This is a genomic window from Wolbachia endosymbiont of Phyllotreta cruciferae (assembly GCF_918697765.1).
Lineage (GTDB): Bacteria > Pseudomonadota > Alphaproteobacteria > Rickettsiales > Anaplasmataceae > Wolbachia > Wolbachia pipientis.
The window spans coordinates 306,268-327,237 of the sequence record NZ_OU953855.1 but is presented as its reverse complement, the minus strand read 5'-3'; the positions used below and the strand labels follow the sequence as shown (position 1 = coordinate 327,237).

At 34.4% G+C, this 20,970-nt stretch carries 18 protein-coding genes, 1 tRNA gene and 3 pseudogenes; 18 read left to right on the top strand and 4 right to left on the bottom strand.

Translation table 11 applies throughout. The annotated features are described in order from the left end of the window. The first annotated feature begins 1 nt into the window (after nucleotide 1). Complete coding sequence (gene glyS, locus NL281_RS01545) at nucleotides 2-2,119, top strand: glycine--tRNA ligase subunit beta (RefSeq protein WP_370274006.1); 2,118 nt, start codon at nucleotides 2-4, stop codon at nucleotides 2,117-2,119. Continuing rightward, nucleotides 2,103-3,920 carry an excinuclease ABC subunit UvrC gene (gene uvrC, locus NL281_RS01540; RefSeq protein WP_253303470.1) on the top strand — a complete coding sequence of 606 codons (1,818 nt, stop codon included), beginning with the start codon at nucleotides 2,103-2,105 and terminating at the stop codon, nucleotides 3,918-3,920. Before glyS ends, uvrC begins: the two co-directional genes overlap by 17 nt. A gap of 101 nt (nucleotides 3,921-4,021) precedes the next feature. Here uvrC and NL281_RS01535 read toward each other — a convergent pair. Then, a tRNA-Arg gene (locus tag NL281_RS01535) sits at nucleotides 4,022-4,098 on the bottom strand. Between the two features lie 147 nt (nucleotides 4,099-4,245). On the opposite strand from NL281_RS01535, the gene NL281_RS01530 reads away from it, so the two are divergent. The 7 genes from NL281_RS01530 to NL281_RS01505 all read left to right on the top strand — a co-directional run bounded on the left by NL281_RS01530 (nucleotide 4,246) and on the right by NL281_RS01505 (nucleotide 10,058). After that, nucleotides 4,246-5,019, top strand: coding sequence for an ABC transporter ATP-binding protein (locus NL281_RS01530; RefSeq protein WP_253303469.1), 774 nt, complete (start codon nucleotides 4,246-4,248; stop codon nucleotides 5,017-5,019). A gap of 128 nt (nucleotides 5,020-5,147) precedes the next feature. Continuing rightward, complete coding sequence (tatA, locus tag NL281_RS01525) at nucleotides 5,148-5,315, top strand: twin-arginine translocase TatA (protein WP_006013840.1); 168 nt, start codon at nucleotides 5,148-5,150, stop codon at nucleotides 5,313-5,315. A 166-nt stretch (nucleotides 5,316-5,481) separates the two neighbouring features. Beyond that, the gene (locus tag NL281_RS01520) at nucleotides 5,482-6,138 is read left to right on the top strand and encodes an exopolysaccharide biosynthesis protein (RefSeq protein WP_010962397.1); all 657 of its coding nucleotides are present in this window, start codon (nucleotides 5,482-5,484) and stop codon (nucleotides 6,136-6,138) included. Between the two features lie 90 nt (nucleotides 6,139-6,228). Next, on the top strand, nucleotides 6,229-6,885 hold the full coding sequence (locus NL281_RS01515) for an exopolysaccharide biosynthesis protein (protein ID WP_253303468.1): 657 nt from the start codon (nucleotides 6,229-6,231) through the stop codon (nucleotides 6,883-6,885). Beyond that, on the top strand, nucleotides 6,878-8,251 hold the full coding sequence (gene cysS / locus NL281_RS01510) for a cysteine--tRNA ligase (protein WP_253303467.1): 1,374 nt from the start codon (nucleotides 6,878-6,880) through the stop codon (nucleotides 8,249-8,251). The genes NL281_RS01515 and cysS overlap by 8 nt, the downstream gene beginning before the upstream one ends. A 6-nt stretch (nucleotides 8,252-8,257) precedes the next feature. After that, complete coding sequence (locus NL281_RS08595; protein WP_077188498.1) at nucleotides 8,258-8,677, top strand: YqaA family protein; 420 nt, start codon at nucleotides 8,258-8,260, stop codon at nucleotides 8,675-8,677. Nucleotides 8,678-9,026: 349 nt separating this feature from the next. Continuing rightward, nucleotides 9,027-10,058: an IS4 family transposase gene (locus NL281_RS01505; protein ID WP_253303376.1), complete on the top strand. Its 1,032-nt coding sequence runs from the start codon at nucleotides 9,027-9,029 to the stop codon at nucleotides 10,056-10,058. A 122-nt stretch (nucleotides 10,059-10,180) separates the two neighbouring features. Here the strand turns inward: NL281_RS01505 and NL281_RS01500 are convergent. Then, nucleotides 10,181-10,547, bottom strand: a pseudogene (locus NL281_RS01500) (IS4-like element ISWosp8 family transposase); the annotation flags it as partial. A 170-nt stretch (nucleotides 10,548-10,717) separates the two neighbouring features. Between NL281_RS01500 and NL281_RS01495 the strand changes: the two are divergent. From NL281_RS01495 to NL281_RS01460, 8 genes and pseudogenes are all read left to right on the top strand, one after another. After that, complete coding sequence (locus NL281_RS01495) at nucleotides 10,718-10,879, top strand: hypothetical protein (RefSeq protein ID WP_253303466.1); 162 nt, start codon at nucleotides 10,718-10,720, stop codon at nucleotides 10,877-10,879. Further along, nucleotides 10,864-11,820 (top strand): IS5 family transposase, encoded by a 957-nt coding sequence (locus tag NL281_RS01490; protein ID WP_253303014.1) that lies wholly within the window; start codon nucleotides 10,864-10,866, stop codon nucleotides 11,818-11,820. The genes NL281_RS01495 and NL281_RS01490 overlap by 16 nt, the downstream gene beginning before the upstream one ends. Nucleotides 11,821-12,116: 296 nt before the next feature. Continuing rightward, complete coding sequence (locus NL281_RS01485; RefSeq protein ID WP_044471194.1) at nucleotides 12,117-12,620, top strand: protein-disulfide reductase DsbD domain-containing protein; 504 nt, start codon at nucleotides 12,117-12,119, stop codon at nucleotides 12,618-12,620. A gap of 503 nt (nucleotides 12,621-13,123) precedes the next feature. After that, the gene (locus NL281_RS01480) at nucleotides 13,124-14,467 is read left to right on the top strand and encodes an alanine:cation symporter family protein (protein WP_213862762.1); all 1,344 of its coding nucleotides are present in this window, start codon (nucleotides 13,124-13,126) and stop codon (nucleotides 14,465-14,467) included. A gap of 35 nt (nucleotides 14,468-14,502) precedes the next feature. Continuing rightward, nucleotides 14,503-14,661, top strand: coding sequence for a hypothetical protein (locus NL281_RS01475; RefSeq protein ID WP_153296804.1), 159 nt, complete (start codon nucleotides 14,503-14,505; stop codon nucleotides 14,659-14,661). A 152-nt stretch (nucleotides 14,662-14,813) separates the two neighbouring features. Continuing rightward, nucleotides 14,814-17,468, top strand: coding sequence for a hypothetical protein (locus NL281_RS01470; RefSeq protein WP_253303465.1), 2,655 nt, complete (start codon nucleotides 14,814-14,816; stop codon nucleotides 17,466-17,468). 79 nt (nucleotides 17,469-17,547) lie between these two features. Next, nucleotides 17,548-18,081, top strand: a pseudogene (locus NL281_RS01465) (helix-turn-helix domain-containing protein); the annotation flags it as partial. Nucleotides 18,082-18,155: 74 nt separating this feature from the next. Beyond that, nucleotides 18,156-19,244 (top strand): IS481 family transposase, encoded by a 1,089-nt coding sequence (locus NL281_RS01460; protein ID WP_253303703.1) that lies wholly within the window; start codon nucleotides 18,156-18,158, stop codon nucleotides 19,242-19,244. A gap of 29 nt (nucleotides 19,245-19,273) precedes the next feature. Here the strand turns inward: NL281_RS01460 and NL281_RS01455 are convergent, their stop codons facing one another. Together NL281_RS01455 and NL281_RS08440 are read right to left on the bottom strand one after the other, a co-directional pair. Next, the gene (locus NL281_RS01455) at nucleotides 19,274-19,861 is read right to left on the bottom strand and encodes a reverse transcriptase N-terminal domain-containing protein (protein ID WP_253303464.1); all 588 of its coding nucleotides are present in this window, start codon (nucleotides 19,859-19,861) and stop codon (nucleotides 19,274-19,276) included. Between the two features lie 230 nt (nucleotides 19,862-20,091). After that, entirely contained in the window at nucleotides 20,092-20,223 is a 132-nt protein-coding gene (locus NL281_RS08440; RefSeq protein WP_256469383.1) for a hypothetical protein, read from the bottom strand. A gap of 64 nt (nucleotides 20,224-20,287) precedes the next feature. On the opposite strand from NL281_RS08440, the pseudogene NL281_RS01450 reads away from it, so the two are divergent. Then, a pseudogene (locus NL281_RS01450) lies at nucleotides 20,288-20,842 on the top strand (PDDEXK nuclease domain-containing protein); the annotation flags it as partial. Nucleotides 20,843-20,970: the final 128 nt, after the last annotated feature.

Below are 20,970 nucleotides of genomic sequence, written 5' to 3'. Positions count from 1 at the left end.
TATGTCGTTGCAGTTATTATTTGAGTGCCTTTCAGAAGAAATACCACCGAGAATGCAGAATGTAGTTGCAACTCAAGTTAAAAGCTGTATTGCCAATGTTTTTAACAAAAATAATGTAAAATTTACATCAATGGAGGTTTTTATAACGGCACGTCGCATTACCCTATTTGTCGACAACATAAATGCTTTGGAGCTAAAGGATTCCAATAACGAAGTTAAGGGACCAAACATTAACGCACCAAAAAGTGCTATCGAAGGTTTTTTAAGAAAATATCAGAAAAATGAAGAAGATTTGCTCGTTCGAAAAGTAAATAATGAGGATTTTTACTTCATTAAAAGAGAAAGCTGCTCATTTAACATTCAAGAGTTTCTTAAAAATCAACTAGGAGAAATATTAAAAAATTTCTCTTGGCCAAAAAGTATGAGATGGGGCAAAGGAAAAGAAAGGTGGGTTAGGCCAATTAAAAACATTTTATGCATTTTAAATGATGAAATAATACCTGTGTCTTTTGCAGGGATTACAGCATCTAACACAACATATGGCCATCGATTTCTCTCAAGTGGTACGGCGCTTACTGTTAAAACACCTAAAGACTATTTTGAATTGCTAGAAAAAAACAGTGTAATTCTCCAAATGGACAAAAGAAAGCAATTTATACTAGATCAGATTAATAAATTCACAAAAGAGCAGAATTTACAACTTGAGAAAAATGATTATTTACTAAATGAATTGACAGGGCTTATAGAGTGGCCAATCGTACTGTTTGGTGAAGTGAATCAAGAAAAGTCATTTGGATTACCGAAGGAAGTAATACTTAGTATAGTTAATACACAACAAAAATACCTTGCTTTAAGTAATGGAAAGAGAATTTCACACTTTGTCACTGTTGTCAACGTCAACAATGGTGAAGTTGTTAAAGGACACGAAAGAATATTAGAAGCACGTCTTGCTGATGCCCAATTTTTAATATCTCAAGATAAAAAGGAAAATCTAGATTATTATGTCAAAAGATTAGGTTCAATATTATTTCATGCTTCACTTGGCAGCGTGGGGGAAAAGGTGAAGCGTATTACGGCTTTGTCAAAGTATATAGCTATATTTATTCCACATGCTTCGCTGATAAAAGTTGAACGTGCTGCATATTTGGCAAAAGCTGATTTGGCAACATCGATAGTAAGAGAGTTTCCAGAATTACAAGGAGTAATGGGTGGATATTATGCTTCTTATTTTCAAGAAGATAGAGAAATAGTGGAAGCTATAACTGAGCATTATAAGCCAATCGGGCCAGAGCAGGAGTGTCCTAAATCTCCTTCTGCAATTGCTGTGTCAATTGCAGACAAAGTGGATAGCTTAGTTGGTTTAATTGCAGCAGGTGAGAAAATCTCTGGTTCGTATGATCAATTTGGTTTGCGGAGAATGACAATTGGTATAATTAGGACAATACTTGAAAATAATTTGCATGTTCCAATTAGGCTAATGATAGACAAGTCAGTATCTTTATATTCAAGGCTTCTATTTAATAAAAATACAGCGTCAGTTGATAAGCCGAATAGAAAACAAATTTCAGAACTAGTATTTAGATTTTGCTTAGAAAGATTCAAGGTTATTTTAAAAAATAGAGATATAAGGCAAGATGTTGTAGATTCAATACTATATAAAATCGATATTAATGATCTGCTGACAGCAGAAAAGCAAACTGTTATATTGGATCGTTATCTTAGTACTCCAGAAGGTGAACAAATTCTAAGCACTTACAAAAGAGTCAGTAACATGATGAGCAAAGTAAGGAAAAGTGATGGCACTACTTATAGTGCATCTTACGGTAAGAGGTTTTTGATTGAAAGTGAAGAAATTGCGCTATCAAATTGTGCTATAACTGCTTGTAAAAACATAAAACAAGCGATAAAAAATAACCACTTTAATGTAGCACTTGATGAACTTGCTGGTTTTGCTCCGTTTATCAATCAGTTTATGGACAGTATAAAGATTAACTGTGATTCTGATAAGCTGAGAAGAAATAGATTATCTTTGCTTGAAAATGTAGTTTCCATCTTTCATTTAGTAGCAGATTTTAACCTCATACAGGTTAAGCAATGGATAAATGCTCAGGCAATATAAAGAACAAATCAAATCATCTCCACAGTCCTGTGGCGTGTATAAGATGGTCGGAGATAAGAATAAAGTTTTATATGTTGGAAAAGCAAAAAACTTAAAGTCAAGGTTATCCGACTACCTTCAATTCAAAAATCTTTCTGAACGAATTAGAGTTATGCTCTTACAGGTTATTAAGGTTGAAATATTCATCACTGAGAATGAAATCGAAGCACTGCTTCTTGAAGCACAGCTAATAAAATCATTGAAACCACTTTATAATATTGTGCTTAAGGATGGAAAATTTTATCCTTATATAACAATTTCCAAGCACGATTATCCAAGAATAGCAAAATATAGAGGCAAATTTAAGAAGAATGAGTTTCATTATTATGGTCCCTTTACATCTGCTGCTGCTGTTAAGCAAACTATATTGTCATTGCAAAAAGCTTTTCTCCTAAGAGTATGTTCAGATCAATACTTTTCCTCAACAAAAAGACCATGTATTGAATATCAAATTAAGCGCTGCTCAGCACCATGCGTAGATAAAATCACAAAAGACGACTACTGCCAATCAGTAAAACAGGCACGAAATACATTGCTTGGAAGAAATAAGGAAGTGAAAGAACAGTTACTTTTCACAATGAGAAAGTGCAGCAGTGAAGAAAACTATGAGCTTGCTGCTATATATAGAGATCGGGTAAAGTTTCTTGAGCAAATTCAAATACAGCACACGGATTTTTCTTTTGAAAAAGATGCAGATTTCTTCAGTATTGTACGTGAAGAGGATCTAGCATGTATTAGTGTGTTATCGTTCAGAAATAAAGACAACTACGGCAGCACTCCTTACTTTGCCGAGAACTGTGGTGATCACTCAAATGATGAAATTTTATCCACCTTTTTGGTCAATTTTTATAATTCAGCTAACATACCTCCAATACAAATTTACGTTCCAGATTCTATTGTGGATAAGGAAATTATAGAACAAGCACTATATAAGGTTGCTCAAAAGCCAGTAAAAGTTCTGCATGCAAAGAATAAAAAAGAGCGTGATTTATTGAAATTTGTTTATGATAACTCTCAGCATAGCTTAGAGCAGAAGCTTATCGATTATAGGAATAACCTAGAAAAGCTTGAGGAGCTTAGCAAAATCTTCTTGTTACCAAATATTCCAAAGCGTATTGAGGTTTATGACAATAGCCATATATTTGGAAACCAACAAATTGGTGTAATGGTTGTTGCAGGGCAGGAGGGTTTTTTAAAAAGTGAGTACAGAAAATTTACTATAAAGGAAAAATTTTCAGGCGATGACTATAAAATGATGAGGGAAGTGCTAACCAGACGTTTCTCCGGCAATATAAAAGGCATAATACCTGATTTTTTACTGATTGATGGTGGACCAGGACATGTTTCCATAGTACAGAATGTACTGGAAGTATTGAATATAAACGTTCCTTTTGCTTGTATGGCAAAAGGTCCTGATCGTAACGCAGGAAATGAAAGATTTTATATGCTGGGCAGGGAAGAATTCAGTCTGGCAAATGACAGCAAAGTCATGCTTTACTTACAATCGCTGCGTAATGAAGCCCACCGTTTTGCGATAACTTCACATAGAAAAAAACGCGATAAACAGTTTATAGTTTCACAATTAAGCAAAATACCCAGCATTGGCAACAAAAGAAAAAAAGCGTTGATGTCTTATTTTGGTTCAGTGAAAAATATAAGCAAAGCTTCTCTGGCTGAAATTCAAAACGTACCTGGAATTAGTAAAGGTTTAGCAGAAGTCATTCTTAAATACGTGAATTATAAGAGAGGAGTACTGGAATGACACAAAACCCGTTTTATTATTAGGGAATTTATATCTTAAAACCGCAAAAAAAGGTGTGCGTATTTGTGAAAAAAAATCTCCATAAAATTTGTGAAGCAATGTGGTGGGACTAGTGCGATTCGAACGCACGACCTTCGGATTAGGAGTCCAACGCTCTATCCTGCTGAGCTATAGTCCCGTGTTTCCTACCATTCATGTAAAGTTATAGCAAAAAATCCTTTCTTTTCTAGATTTCTTGCATAACCAATTTATGACGACAAAAAACATTTCTGTACTTCTTGAGTATAATGCTATTATATTTAATAACATGGTTTAAGTAAGATTAATGCTAGTTAACAATATTGGTTATTTCTATAACAATCAAAACGACTTTGCTTTAAGCAATATAAACATTAAAGTAAAGAAAGGAAATGTTGCATGTTTATTGGGGCATTCTGGCTGTGGCAAGTCAACAATTTTGAAATTAATTGCAGGGATAGAAAATCCAAAATCTGGAACTATTTTTATAAATGATAGGTTAGTTGCGAGCAATAAGGCATCAGTCGCTATAGAGCATAGAAATATCGGATTGATTTTTCAGCATTCTGCATTATTTCCTCACAAAACAGTAGTAGAAAATATAACCTTTGCTATCCGCAGCTCTTCCAAGAGAGAAAAGCACCTAATTGCATTGGAAATCTTGAAGTTATTCAATATAGAAAAATATGAAAATATGTACCCTAACGCCTTATCTGGAGGACAACAACAATTAGTTGCAATAGCAAGAGTGATGGCACAAAACCCTGATGTTGTGTTGTTAGATGAACCATTTTCTAATTTGGATATACTGCTCAAGTGCCGAATAAGACAACATATATTGTCCCTTTTTAGAAGTAAAAATATCCCTGTGCTAATGGTAACTCATGACCCGCAAGAAGCATTGAAAGTTGCAGATTTTATCTACGTAATGAAAAATGGTAAAATTATTCAATCAGGAGTTTCTAGCGATATATACCATAAGCCTAAAGATGATACGCTAGCAAAGTTTTTTAGTGAGCTCTCTTCTACTCTACAGTTAAGCGAAAAGTTTCCACTTATTCGCTGCAAGAAAATAATCTAGTTTGGGATTGTTATAAAATAATTAAAAAACCTTGATTTATAATTAAATAAAGGTGATATAATCTATGTGTTACTTGACTTCAGTCAAGTTTTAATATTTAAAGGTCAATATTTTAAATGGAGGTGAAAATGAGTTTAGGACCATGGCAATTGTTTCTAGTCTTAATAATAATTTTAGTTCTGTTTGGTGCAGGCAGATTACCGCAAGTTATGGGTGATTTAGGAAAAGGCATCAAAAACCTTAAACAGGAGCTTAAGGACTCAGAAAAATTATCGTCTAACGAACCAGATCGTTAGCGTCCTCATACTTCGTGACATGCACCTTAGTGCATGTCATCTGTTTAAAAACTTAGTCAGGTTAAAGAATGAAAGAGATGAAGTGTTGGTATGAAATAAATAACAAATATTGAAATACAGCAACAACTATGTTAGCTTAGGAGGAATATTTTATTAAAAGATAATTGTGCAAAAAAGTGAGAAACTAACTAAAGATAAAAAACTAGCTTCTGATATTCTAAAAGAGGTTGCAGATACCAATAACAATGATAGCAATAAAGTAACTTTGTTTGACATTAAAACAGCTTTGCATGAGCGCGGTTTTGGTATTTTAATAATCATCTTCTCCTTGCCGCTATCGGTGCCTATACCGGTTCCACCTGGTTATACAACTATTCTTTCTATACCTTTAATCTTATTCTCACTGCAGCTTCTATTTGGATTTGATTCTCCTTGGATGCCCAGTTGGCTAGAAAGAAGATCTTTTCAGCGTTCAACACTAGCTCTTGTGGTAGAGAAAACTTCCCCTGTATTAGAAAAAATAGAAAAATTCATGAAGCCAAGACTGTCTTTCATTTTCTATGGGCCTGGTGAGAAGATTCTGGCTTTTATGATGTTGCTTTGTGCAATAATAATAGCTCTTCCATTACCTTTTACTCACTTCCTTCCTGCAATTGGCACAACTCTTATTTCACTTAGCATTATGAGTAAAGACGGGTTTCTATCCATATTGGGAGTTTTAGTGTCATTGTGCGCGTTGTTGCTTACTCTTGTTGTAATAGTCAAAGGACCACAACTTATAACCGGAGCACTTTCTCTTCTTAAAAGCTTTACAACACTTTAACAAAAGAACGAATTACTAGCGCAAAATGAATAATGCATATTGAAATAAAACAATAATTGTGTTAAGAATTATTTTTATCAAAGGTTTTTCGTGTCAAAAAATGATAAGTTGACTAAAAGTGATAAATTAGCTTCTGATATTCTAAAAGAAGTTGCAGATACCAATAACAATGATAGCGATAAAGTAACTTTGTTTGACATTAAAACAGCTTTGCATGAGCGTGGTTTTGGTATTTTAATAATCATCTTCTCCTTGCCGCTATCGGTGCCTATACCGGTTCCACCTGGTTATACAACTATTCTTTCTATACCTTTAATCTTATTCTCACTGCAGCTTCTATTTGGATTTGATTCTCCTTGGATGCCGCATTGGTTGGAAAGAAGGTCTTTTCAGCGTTCAACACTAGCTTTTGTGGTAGAGAAAACTTCTCCAGCATTAAAAAAAATAGAAAAGTTCATGAGACCAAGAATGTCTTTTATTTTCTATGGGCCCGGTGAAAAAATTTTAGCTTTTGTAATGTTGCTTTCTGCATTATCGATAGCTCTTCCATTGCCTCTTACTAACTTCATTCCTGCAATTGGTACGACTCTTATTTCGCTTGGCATTATGAGTAAAGATGGGTTTCTATCCATATTGGGAGTTTTAATATCATTGTGTGGGCTATTGCTTACTCTTGTTGTAGTAGTCAAAGGGCCACAACTTATCATTGGGGCATTTTCTTTTCTCAAAAGCTTCGTATATGGTTAGGCTTTACAACACCTTAACAAAAAAAAAGGAGCTTTTTACACCTATCGATAAAGATCATGTGAAAATGTATGTTTGCGGACCAACAGTATATGACACAGCACATATAGGCAATGCACGGTCTGTTGTTGTGTATGATGTGTTATTTCAGCTACTTAAGTTTTGTTATGGCAAAGTTACCTATGTGCGTAACATAACCGACATTGATGATAAGATAATTAATGCAGCAAGTGAAAAAAATAGCAACATAGAAAGTATAACCACATATTACATTAAAGCTTTTCATGATGATATGGAAAGCATAAATTGTAAAAAACCAACATACGAACCAAAAGCAACGGAAAACGTAGATTATATTATAAAATTAATTGAACATTTGCTGCAATCAGGCCACGCTTATGAATCTGACAAACACGTGTATTTTAATATAGAATCTTACCATGAATATGGTGCTTTATCAGGAAAAAAAACTGATGAATTGGTTCCAGGTAGCAGAGTTGAAGTTAATGAAAATAAAAAGCACCCGGGAGATTTTGTGCTGTGGAAGCCTGCAAGTGATATTGACTACAAACTTTCAAGTTATTGGGATAGCCCATGGGGAGAGGGCAGGCCTGGATGGCATATAGAATGCTCAGCAATGTCATATGCTTACCTTGGCAAAGATTTTGATATTCATGGTGGCGGCATAGATTTACAATTTCCTCACCATGAAAATGAAATTGCACAGAGTAAGTCTGCATTTGCTGGATCAATGTTTGCAAAATACTGGATACATAACGGTTTTCTTACAGTAAATGAAGAGAAAATGAGCAAGTCCTTATTTAATATAGTCAAAGTAAGGGATTTGCTAGATAGTGGAATAAAGGGTGAAGTAATACGCTATGCACTGCTCAAAACTCACTACAGAAAACCACTTGATTGGACAGAAAACGTTATTTCTGACGCACAGGAAACCTTAAATAAATTTTATCGGCTATCACGTGGTTTAGATACAATAAATATTGATGAAAGTAACGCAGAGATTTCTAAAGATTTTATAGACGCTTTAAAAAACGACTTAAACATCCCTGAAGCTCTAGCTATATTACATGAAATGGCTGCAAAAATTAACAAAATGAGTAATGAAAGTGAAAAGCTTAAATTAACTGAGAGTTTTGTTAAAAGTGCCAGATTTATTGGTCTTCTTGAGTCAAGTTATGAAAAGTGGTTTGCTGTGGATGTAAATCATCAAGAAATAGAAAGGTTGATAGACTTAAGAAAAATTGCAAAAAAAAATAAAAATTACGATACTGCAGACAAAATAAGAAATCAGTTGAAACAAATGGGGATTACAATTTCTGACAATGAAGATGGTACAACAACCTGGTAAATTCATATGGAAAACTACTTCCTGTTATTCACAGATAGTCTAGTATCATCATTAGTCTTACCCATACATCAAGGTTTTGTGTTCAATACCATGCTTTATTTCAGGTCGTATCACACTCCACTACTTATGTTATTTTTTGGAGTACTAGGATCAAGCCTTGGTGGAATAGTTAACTGGTACTTAGGTAGAATAACAATCTCTATACGAAAATCATACCACAAACTAGAGAACGAGCATAAAACACCAAAAATCGTAAGAAATCTACTGATTTGTGCAGTTGCATTACTTTCATGGGTGCCAGCACTTGGAAGTGTGATTCAAATTTTATCAGGTTATTTTAAGTTAAACCTTTATATCCTTGCCCCTTTAATCATTCTATCTAATTTCTTCTATTTATTATATCTAATACTTACTTTTGGAGTATAACAGCTATAGTACTACAGCCATTAAAGCCCACTTCTGTCATCCTATGCCCTGATAGAAGCGGAGCTATAAATTAAATGCAAAATTTCAGTAGTCACAGGATGGATGCACCATGAGCTAAAAGCCATTCCACAAGATCCCTATGATCAAAATCTTACTATTACCCACAAATATAAATGTTTGTTGCATAGCTCTTAATGGCATAACTTTTGCTTGAAATAACTGTTTATATGGTGCAATTTACAGCTTTTAGTTGCTAAAATTATAACTCTTAGTTTAATAATTTTAATCTAATAAGCTTTCAGGTTAATAAAATTAAATTATTTGAGTAAATACAATACTATGTTTTTATTTGTGGGTAAAAGTAAGTATAAAGACCAAGAGACTAGGCAGTATTTCTAAAGCTTATACAAAGCATAAAATGGGTTTACTGTTGCATAGTGCCTTAATAGTCAGCAGAGACGGATTACCTTTAGGTCTATCTTCCCAACAATGTTGGGCGCGTTCTATTAGGGAAGAAGAAACGGCACAAGAAAAAGCAAACAGAAAATACCGTACCTCCATAGAAGAAAAAGAAAGTTATAAGTGGATAACAGCTCTTAAAGAAACTATAAACAACCTTCCTCCAAATGTACAACTTGTTACCCTTGGTGATAGGGAAGCAGACATCTTCAAATTTTTATGGGTGGCTGAGACGTTAGGTAGTTTTTATGTAATCCGCAATCGAGCTAATAGAAGATTTATCTGTACTGAAGTCGGAAAAACAGATTTGCAAACACGCATCACTCAACTGCCAGTAAAAAAGAAAATTTCTCTAGAAGTTACTAAAGGTGGAAACCAGAGATCAAGGAAAGCTAATATTGAAGTTAAGTATATGAAAGGCTATATACCTATCAGATCTTCTTCCATTTATGGGTCAAAAGATACAATACATAAAATAAGTGATAAAATCCCTGTATATGTGGTAAGTGCAAAAGAAACAAATCCTCCTGATGGATTGGAAGCTATCGACTGGACTCTACTAACTAATGTACCGATTAATAATACTTTAGATGCCATAGAAAAGATAAATTGGTATAAGCTAAGGTGGAAAATTGAAGAGTATTTTAGGATTTTAAAATCAGGATGTAAGATAGAAAGCTCCCGCTTAGCTACAAAAGAAAGATTACAGAAGTTAATTGCTATAAAAAGTATAATCGCGTTTAAAATTTTATATTTGACAAAAGTGGCTTTATCAAATCCCATGGAAATTTGTACTAAAATTTTAAGCAACGAAGAGTGGAAGGTCCTTTACATGCGTGAGTATCGGGTAGCAACATTACCCGAAGAACCTCCAAACATAAAACAAGCTATTATTTGGTTAGGAAAATTGGGTGATTTATGAATAGAAAAAGTGATAATTTACCAGGGTCTATGACTCTATGGCGGGGCTATGAAAACCTTAAGGAGAGCATTGTTATGCTTCACATCATAACCTCTCAAAATTGTGGGTAAAAGTAAGGGTTCAAACTCGGATACAATTTCCTCAGAGCTGGGTAATCTCATACCAGAACCATCTGCTGCAATAAGTCTATAGCCTCTCCAACTCAGGTTCATCCTGATAGGCTGTTTGGATGCTTAAATTCTTGAAAGCCTGTATGGCAAATCTTATACCTTGCTTTAGAAAAAGCTTGCTTTGAGGGTACATGTCAATGGCTCCATAAGTTCACATTCTATTCCCAAACTTTTTTTAACTAACTTTAAAATCATAGAAAATACTGTCGAAAAAGGAAGTTTTCTTGTTCGTGTAAAACTCAACACAATGGATTTTCTGAAAAGTTTTCGAGTATATTGCATTTTTAATTTGTAAGATAAGATCTTTTCCTTTTTGCATGCCTCACCTAAAAAAGACACATTTTAAACTTTTTTGTTGCAATAAAATAGAAACAAAAGTGCTGTCCCTTGCACTCTTTGGATAATTTAATGATAAAAAATTTGGAGAGAAATTTTATACACAATCTCTGACATTTTTCCTTAAGTTGACGCCATTGTCTGTTCAGATGCATGGCTAATGCTGAAACAAAAATTCCAGTGCTCCTTTTTTTGTCATCCCAGTCTGGGATGGCTTTGTTGCATCGCTCAAGTGAAAAGAACTGGCAGTTACTGACAAAATTCATTATAAATAGCCATTTAACTGTTGAAGAAAAAATATGCCACAAAAAATGAGAGTCAGTAACTGCCATGAATATAACAAATTTCTCCAAGAAAGAGGAAGCATTTTTTGTTATATCAATGACGCCATAGAAAATTGGTACGAGAATTGTCCAAAAATGCAGGGCGGCAACTATATTTATAGTGATAAAGTTGTGATTTTGGTGCATATAATCGTCAGTTTCTTTAGAATTGGTTTAAGACAAACAGTCGGGTTTATAAAAGGGTATTTGCAACAAATAGGAAGAGATTTGGCAGTTATCAGCTATTCACAAGCATCAAGAAGGTTTAAGAAACTTAATATTAAGATAAATGATTGCAGAATTGATAAAAATAATATGGAAGATATCGAAATTGCTATAGACAGTACAGGAATTAGTATATACAACAACACTCCTGGTCACAGCAAGGAAAATAGCACTGACAGAAAATATCGTGGCTATGAGCAAACGAGAAAATTGCACGTAATGTTGAATATAAACAACAAAAAAGCCATAGCTGTAAAATACAGTAACGGTGTCTACTCTGATCACTATGGAGCTTGTGATTTGCTAAAAGAAGTTGATTTTCAGCATGCCATAAAAGCACTATATGCAGATAGAGCATGTGATAGGCACAAGTTTTATAAGTTGTGTAACAAATATGATATAAAGACAAAAATTCCACCAATAAACAATGCGGCAGAACATCCAGAAATAGATTATATGTCTGACAGGAATGCTGCTATTAGGTTAATAAAATTATACGGTGAAGATGGCATGAAAGAATGGAAAAAAGAAGTAAATTATGGGAAAAGATCTTATATTGAAGGGTTTTTCTCAAGATTAAAGCAAATATTCGGATTTAGTTTTAGGAATAAATCTGAGATAAATCGAGAAAAAGAACTGCTAATCAAATGCTATTTGCTTAATAAATTCACTGATATTGGTATGGCTAAATTTGAGATAGTTACATGAATTTACCATAAATCACCATCTCATAAAGTGTGATGCAACAAAGCCATGCCAGTGTCACGCACTGGCATGACACCCTCCTTATGGGCCAAAATCACAATGTTCGTACAGTTGTGGATTCATTCGCGGCATAGATTCCGCTAACAAGTAGCGGAATGACGAATTTGTCGTTTTTTAGATTGTTGTAAGTCAGTTTAGCTATAGCATAATGCTATGTTAATAAATAATCTGTATAATGCTATTAAATATAATAATTAAAATCTAAATCACTTTCTCTATAAAAGGAGAAATTTACCTTAATGAAAATACATATATATTTAATATTGTTTTTATTTTTTTCTTGCACTCAACTATATGCTGACGAGGAAATTGCAAAATTTGATTTACTTATTGGCGAGATAAATGAAGCAAGCTTCACTCTTAAAGGTGCAATAAAGGTTACAGTAGAACCAGGCTGGCACATATATTATAAAGATCCTGGAGATTTTGGCCTTCCCACGTCTATTAGTTACAAAGGTAATGCATCAGATATAAATATTCACTGGCCTATTCCAAAGGAACATAAAGATAAAGTAGGGAGAGAGACGTTTGTAAGTAACGTATATGAGGATATGGTATTATTTCCCTTTAAGATGAATATATTTTTAAATCAAGGGTATATTGACCTTAACTTCCATATAAATTATGCGATATGTAAAGATAGGTGCATCCCTAAAAATGTTGAGATAAAAATCAGGCAACCATTAAAGGATTTTATAGATTCTGATATCAATAAACTTATAAATGAGTGGTATGAAAAATAGAGTTCTCATGGGGTAGGTGTCATTCCAGCGCGTGACACTGGAATCTCATTTACTTTTTTGTTCACTATGTGAGGAACTTGGGCCTACAAGTATATAAACATAATGGTTTCGCATAAAAAATTTAGATCCCAGTGTCACGCACTAACTGTACGAACATTGAGATATAAGAGTAATTTGTACCAAGAAAAAAGATGTCATCCCAGTGCCCAGACACTGGGATCCAGATTGGACACTAAGTTGGTGAGTATAAAAGTAGCTAACCTTATGTTAAAACACAATATTTTTGGTGAGGGGTTGCATTAAAAGCTGGATTCCAGTGTCAAGCACTGGAATGACATCGTCTTAACATTGTACCATATTACAATGTTCGTACAGTTATGTGTCATGCTACTTGGATGACAAGAAAAGGTTTCTAGAATGACGGAAACGAAGTCATACATAGAAAATAGGTTAGGTATTTTCAATTTTTGTTGTATACTCAAATAAAAATCTCACTTTTACAGATGGATACAGTAAAGTTTGTTTTATTACTGCCAACAATATTACTCATGCTAGTTGCTGGTGTTTACCTATCGATTAAACTAAAATGGCTACAGGTATTTAGATTACCATACGCCCTTTCACTCCTTGGAGCTAAAAAAGGAGAAAATAAATTTTCTTCTATAGCCGCTCTGTTTACAATTTTAGGGGGAAATTTAGGAGTAGGAAATATTTCAGGAACTGCTGTTGCTCTAAAAACCGGAGGACCGGGCTCTATTTTGTGGATGGCGATAATTATTGTTATCACTTCTGTGATAAAATATGTCACTTGTTATCTAAGTATAAAAACCAGAAAGGAAAAGAACGGACGGTTTATAGGTGGCCCTGTAGCCTACATGGCTGATGCATTTAACTCTAGAAAAGCTACAATTGTGTTTCTAGTTGTTATGATAATGGTTTCAATAACAGTTGGTAACCTTGTTCAGGTAAATTCTCTATCAATACCACTTAACATGATAGATGTGCCTGTAGTCATTGGTGGCATTGTAATGGCCATAATATTTTTTGTTGTTGCAGCTCTCAGCTTAAAAAAAATTAAAATTTTTATATCGGCTATGATACCGATAATGACGGTAAGTTACCTCACACTTTGCGGTATCATATTATTTAAATTTAGTGAAAATATTCTTCCTTCTCTAAAACTAATAACAAGCAGTTTTTTTACAACTAGTAGCTTTAACTCTGGTTTATCTCTAGGTTTGATTTTAGAAATGTTGACTATTATTCAAGTTGGAACTTTGCGAGGTATTTTTGCAACAGATATAGGGCTTGGCCTCGAAGGAATCGTACATTCTTCAATTGTTCCTAAGAAAAATAATAATAAATTTATTATTGAACAGAGCCTAATCACAATAATATCGCCTTTTATAGTTGCATTCATAGTGTTTATTACAACAATGGTACTGCTTGTCACAGATTCTTGGGTCACTGATTTAGAGAGTACTAACATGTGCATATTTGCTTTTAGAAAAGCTATGAATTGGCCCTATATTGACTATTTAATTATGGCCATAATGTTTTGTTTTGCCTTTACTACTATTTTTACTTGGTTTTTTTGCTCAAAACAGACAATACGCTATGTGTCTATGGATAATAAATACACTAAAATCTGGATTGTAATTTTTACCATGATCATTCCGCTTGGTGCGATAGGTAAAGTCCGGTTGCTATGGGATGTTGCTGATATCTCGATTGCTGCTTTGTTGTTTATCAACATACTCGCTATACTCAAGCTAACCTCTCAAGATCCAGAAGTGTTTACTATGAGTAGCAGATATTTGAAGTTGCAAAAACAGAGCTATAGCTAAAGCAATTTAGGCTATGCAGCTGTTGTGATATAAGAGTGATTTCCGCCAAGAAGGATGTCATCCCAGTGCCCAGACACTGGGATCCAGGAATCTTGATTGGCACTAAGTTAGTGAGCATAAAAGTAGCTAATCTTATGTTAAAACACAACATTTTTGATGGGGTTCGTGAAAGGCTGGATTCCAGACTGGAATGACAACTTAAATCGTTTGATGTTACCATAAAATAGCTTGTGTCATCACATTAGTAACACAACCTTCCTTAATAAAAATTCAACCAATGCTTGTGATAATTATATTAGCTAGTATTAGCTAGAACTAAAGGCAGAGGGTTATTAGTGAGGGATATATGGGCACTAACGATACACAACAAGAACACATTTATAATGAGCGCATTCAAGAAATTTTTCCTTTATTTGATAAAATAAAAAAGGAAGACGACCCAATTTATAATGCTAGAGTTGATTTTAACACAGTAAAGTTTTTAACAAAACACGCCAACTGGAATTGGGACGAAGAAGAAAATAAAGATAAAGCATATGGAGTTATTCTTCAGAAATGCGACAAGACAAAGAAAGCTGGACAAGACCTTGAAAGTGAAGTTAAAGAAAGGTTGAAAGAGTATGTTGATGATGTTGCAGGAGTTTCAATATACGGTAATCACGCAAGTATTACGCTGGGAAATAACAAAAAAGAGTTTAAAATCAGCGAATTTTTAAACAGTGATTTTTGTGAGAAGAATGAAATCTCGGGATTTTCAACATTGCATAGTGATGGAAAGAGCGGAATGCATGGTTTTGTTGCCGAGGAAGAAGGGAAAAAAATAAGACATTATGTCGTAACTGATGGTTCATATGAAATGACTTTAAAGTGGTATGCGGAGGGGAAGGAATGTAAGATCAAAATTAAGATTGATGCTAACGGTGTAGACCTTGTTAAAGGTGATGATTTTTCTCTAGAACGGTTAGAAGTAAACAGAGATGTAAAAATAGGTGGTTTATTCTTGCATGAAATACAATTCAGGGAGAAAGGACAAGGAAAAGCGAATGAGATGCAACATAATAAAGACAGTAACGAGCTATCATCTGAAACTACAACAAGAATTGATGTTAATAGAGGTGTTAGCGTTCAAGCTACTGATATAACTCAAAAAAAAGAAGACCACCATTCACATTTTGGACTACAATCTAACAGCAGAAGGCAGTCTTACGATAGCGGAATTGGAAAAGATTTTGACGATAAAATTAATTCTCAGGAGGCTAAAGAAAAGCGTGAGCTTAGACAAGCAGCACGAGAAGCAAATTCGGGAGGTCAAGTTTATAACCTACAATCGCTTTTTGAGGAGAATCCTCAGAACAAAAAAACTCCTCCGCCACTTCCACCTAGAACTAGTTCACTACCACCTAAAAAAGGTGTTTTCGATGAGCAAGGGGGAGCCAAATCTGGAAGCCAAAAACCAGATGACTTGCGCGAAAATGAGCAAACACCTAATAATCAGCAAAAAGGTGCAACTTCTGATTCTTCAGATAGTTCTACTTTCACCAAGTCTGTAAGCCACAATCAAGATAATAGGCAAGAAGATGAACGGTATGACAATCCTACATTTGGACATGCTGTACCTGGAAGCCAAAAACCAGATAGAAGTGAGCAAACACCTAATGATCAGCAACAACCTAAAACCCAGCAACAAGAAGGAAATAGCAAAGGCGATCTGTTACAAGACATCAGAAATTTCAAGAAAAACAACTTACGGCACATTGATGTTGATGATAGAAAAGCATCAATTGCAGGAAGTAGAAAAAATAACCCATCACCGTTAGAGACATTAAAGGACATAATTCCTTATTCATCTTCTCCAGATAACAGTGATAACCAAGATGCTAGTGATGCTAAGTGGAAAGAAAGTGAACAGCCGCTCTCTGCTACAGCACTCAATAATAAAAGTGACTCGGGCTATTCATCTCCAACTCATGACAATAATGAACAATCTCAAGTAAATCCTGAACAGTTAAAGAAGAGCTTAGAGAACATTGAACAAAGTGATCAAACTCCACCTGAAAATCTTCTTAAAGAAATCAGAGATAGATCACAGCAGGATAATAGAGGATTAAGGCAAGTTGATCCTACTGATAAACTGTCACAAGATAAAGAAGATGGATTGCAAAAAGACGATTTAGCAGATGTAAAAATAGTGGAAGGTCCAACTGTTAGTGTCTCTGCTTCAACACCAAATAGTATAAGTGATTCAGGCTATATATCTCCAACTAATAGTGATAGTAAATCTCAAACAGATTTAAAACAGGTAGGAAGGAAATTAGAAGAACATATTAGACAAAGTAATCTAACTCTATTTGAAGAACTTAAAAATACATTAGGTCAAGAAAATCTCGGGTTAAAACCAGCTGATCAGAGTCAGATTAGCGAAGAAACTAAAAAACGCTTGAGAGAAGTTGGGTTGCTAAAAGACAGCTCAACAGACATAAAAGCAAACGATTCGGGCTATTCATCTCCAACTCATGACAATAATGAACAATCTCAAGTAAATCCTGGACAGTTAAAAGCGAGCCTAATGAATGTTGAACAAAGAGATGATACTCTACTTACGGAATTTACCAGTAAGTTGGATAAAGAAACTCAGAAGTTTCCACTAAAACCAGTGGATCAAAGAGGAATTAGTGAACAAACCAAAGAACATTTATTAGCAGCCGGGTTGCTAAAAGACAGCTCAACAGATGTAAAAACAGTGGCAGAACGAGAAAATGCTGACACTAATCCAACCGTAGATAAAAATAGCGAACTATATAAATTACTAGAGAAAGATGAAGCACAACTGAAAGCTGGAGTAATAGAAGAAGAAAGAGGAGATACTTTAACAGAACACACTGATGGTTATGATCGCAATAGAATTGCATTAGCTAACAGAAATAAAAGACCACTAGATTGGGCTAAACAGGTTGCTGAGTCACAACAAAAAAAAGATACTAATAAAGGTATTTCAATATAAATTGAGTGTATTAAACAAGACTTGATCTGACACTTTAAAAAAGTAAGTTATAAAATAATAAAAGAAAGGAGTGTTAGAAATGAGTACAATACAAACAAAAATACTAAAACCAAAGCTAGGGTTATTAGAACTAGCAAAACAACTAGGAAATGTATCTCAAGCATGCAAAGTGATGGGATACTCAAGAGATACATTTTATCGATTCAAAGAGTTGTACGAAAATGGAGGAGAAGAAGCATTACATGAGATAAGTAAGAAAAAACCTCTATTAGCGAATAGAGTTTCCGACGATATAGAAAGAGCAGCGATTGGTATAGCAACAGAATTTCCAGCATATGGGCAAGAAAGAGCTGCAAATGAACTGAGAAAAAGAGGTATAATAATTTCTCAGGGAGGAGTGAGATCTATATGGCTGAGAAATGATCTTGAAACTTTCAAGAAAAGACTTAAAGCACTGGAAGCAAAAGTAGCTCAAGATGGAATTATATTAACCGAAGAGCAACTTGCAGCTTTAGAAAAAGTTAAAGAACAAAGAGAAGCACATGGTGAAATTGACACCGAACATTCAGGTTATTTGGGTTCTCAAGATACCTATTATGTAGGTAATATAAAAATGTATTAAACAAGACTTGATCTGACACTTTAAAAAAGTAAGTTATAAAATAATAAAAGAAAGGAGTGTTAGAAATGAGTACAATACAAACAAAAATACTAAAACCAAAGCTAGGGTTATTAGAACTAGCAAAACAACTAGGAAATGTATCTCAAGCATGCAAAGTGATGGGATACTCAAGAGATACATTTTATCGATTCAAAGAGTTGTACGAAAATGGAGGAGAAGAAGCATTACATGAGATAAGTAAGAAAAAACCTCTATTAGCGAATAGAGTTTCCGACGATATAGAAAGAGCAGCGATTGGTATAGCAACAGAATTTCCAGCATATGGGCAAGAAAGAGCTGCAAATGAACTGAGAAAAAGAGGTATAATAATTTCTCAGGGAGGAGTGAGATCTATATGGCTGAGAAATGATCTTGAAACTTTCAAGAAAAGACTTAAAGCACTGGAAGCAAAAGTAGCTCAAGATGGAATTATATTAACCGAAGAGCAACTTGCAGCTTTAGAAAAAGTTAAAGAACAAAGAGAAGCACATGGTGAAATTGACACCGAACATTCAGGTTATTTGGGTTCTCAAGATACCTATTATGTAGGTAATATAAAAGGTATAGGAAGAATCTACCAGCAGACCTTCATTGATACTTATTCTCGAGTAGCATTTGCCAAGCTTTATACAGACAAAACGGCTATTACTGCTGCTGACTTGCTGAATGATAGAGTGATACCATTTTTTGATGAGCAAAATGTGCCATTATTGCGTATCCTTACAGACCGAGGAACAGAGTATTGTGGTAAGCCTGAAAATCACGCTTATCAGCTTTATTTGGGAATCGAAAATATCGATCATTCTAGGACCAAAGCCAATTCTCCACAGACTAATGGCATATGTGAAAGGTTTCATAGAACTATGCAAGATGAGTGTTACAATATTATCTTCAGAAAGAAAATCTACAATTCTTTGGAAGGTCTACAGATTGATGTTGATTATTGGTTGCGTTCTTACAATGAAACAAGACCGCATTCAGGTAAATATTGCTATGGTAAGACGCCTATGCAGACTTTTCTTGATAGCAAACATGTTGCTTTTCAGAAAAATATTAGTAGCATTACACAAGAGACTGATATTAGTTTTGACTACCTCAATTCTTCTGTCAGTTAATTCTTGTCTGTCAGATTAAGTCTTGTCTTTTACACATCATGACATGATCTACCAGGTCTAAAACCATAAGTGTTTGGCTCAAGTTTTGCCTCCCATTCTGGTTCTAAAGCCATTTTTACAAGTGTTTGTTTTGCTCGACACGATATAGTGGGTATACCAAGTGGGCGATGCTCCGATGGCTTACCAGATTTTGGAATCCAGACACGTCTTGATGGCTTTGCTTTTTCTTTTATATCTAAAGAATATGATAGTTGTAATCTTTCTTTTTGATTAAGGTTAGCTTTTCCATCAATACCTGCAGTCTTCTTCCCCCTATTGTCCTGTGTTACTTTCTTAACAGCGAGTGTTTTTGCACTTGTTGATTTGAGTAATAATCTCTGAAGATTATGCATCTTTTTGATATCATTACATTTAGAAGCTTGGTAAATTCGTTTTTGTAGCTTAAATGAAGATTTCTTTAGCTTGCGCCAAGGAATTCCATTCCATTCATACCTAACTTTTTGCTGGTCCATAACATATTCACTACTATTCACCACTTTACCTTCCAAATTAAAGTGTTTACGTCTGCATATCCCAGATATTACTTTGGGCATTAGCTTCTTAAACAATCCTTCCACATAGTAGCTTGTGGCTGGCTACTTACTTATATTTTAATGAATATAAGAGCTTCTATGTGGTTACTCTGTTCCATGGCTTCGTTTCACGTTAAACTTAGATTCCTACTATTTGCCGGAAGCTTGGAACATCAATAACTAAAGTCTTCAATCTTTAGTTCCCTTTTTGCTTCGTACCATTTTGGTCTATGCGTAGTTCAATCTCTTTTCGCATATTATGCTTTGACGACAATTCAAACATAGGTTTCTCTCGTAATCATATCTAACTCTGTTTGCAGGGATTCACCACGAGATTTAGTGTTACCTGCTTTTATCTCATGCTTGCATCCCAGAGGTTGCCACTCTTCGAAATGTGAGATATACATTATCCCTGATGTCTGGGAAGATGGAATTTAACCACCACAAAACCATGACCTTCCAGGTCGCACTAAAGAAAAATTACCATCTCCACAATCCGATCTAGCACATTACACATTAAAAGATCCGTATATTTTTGATTTTTTAAGTATAGGTAAGGATGCTCATGAAAGAGAAGTAGAAAAAGGACTCGTAGGGCATATGGAAAAATTTCTGTTAGAACTCGGTGAAGGATTTGCATTTGTTGGTAGACAATTTCATTTAGATGTTGGTAATAAAGACTTTTATATTGATTTATTATTCTATCATTTAAAGTTACGTTGCTTCGTAGTGATTGAACTAAAAGATAAGGATTTTAAGCCGGAATATGCTGGTAAAATGAATTTTTATCTTTCTGCAGTTGATGATTTACTGAAGCACTCGACAGATCAACCTTCTATAGGGTTAATCTTATGTAAATCTAAAGACGATGTACTTGCTAAATATACACTCAAAGACATAAATAAACCAATAGGATTAGCGGAATATCGAATAACTGAAAATCTACCAGAGAACATAAAAACAGCTTTACCGACGATAGAAGAATTAGAAGCTGAATTATCCAAAATTTCAGATAAGGAAAAGTAATGGTTACTAAAATCATTCAAACAATTATTTAGCAAACCAAAAGCTCAGCATGGAGGCTCAGGAAGAAGAGTGGCAGCCAATAACTTACTCTCTCATAGCCTTGAAACTTTGGAATAGTAACGGAGTAA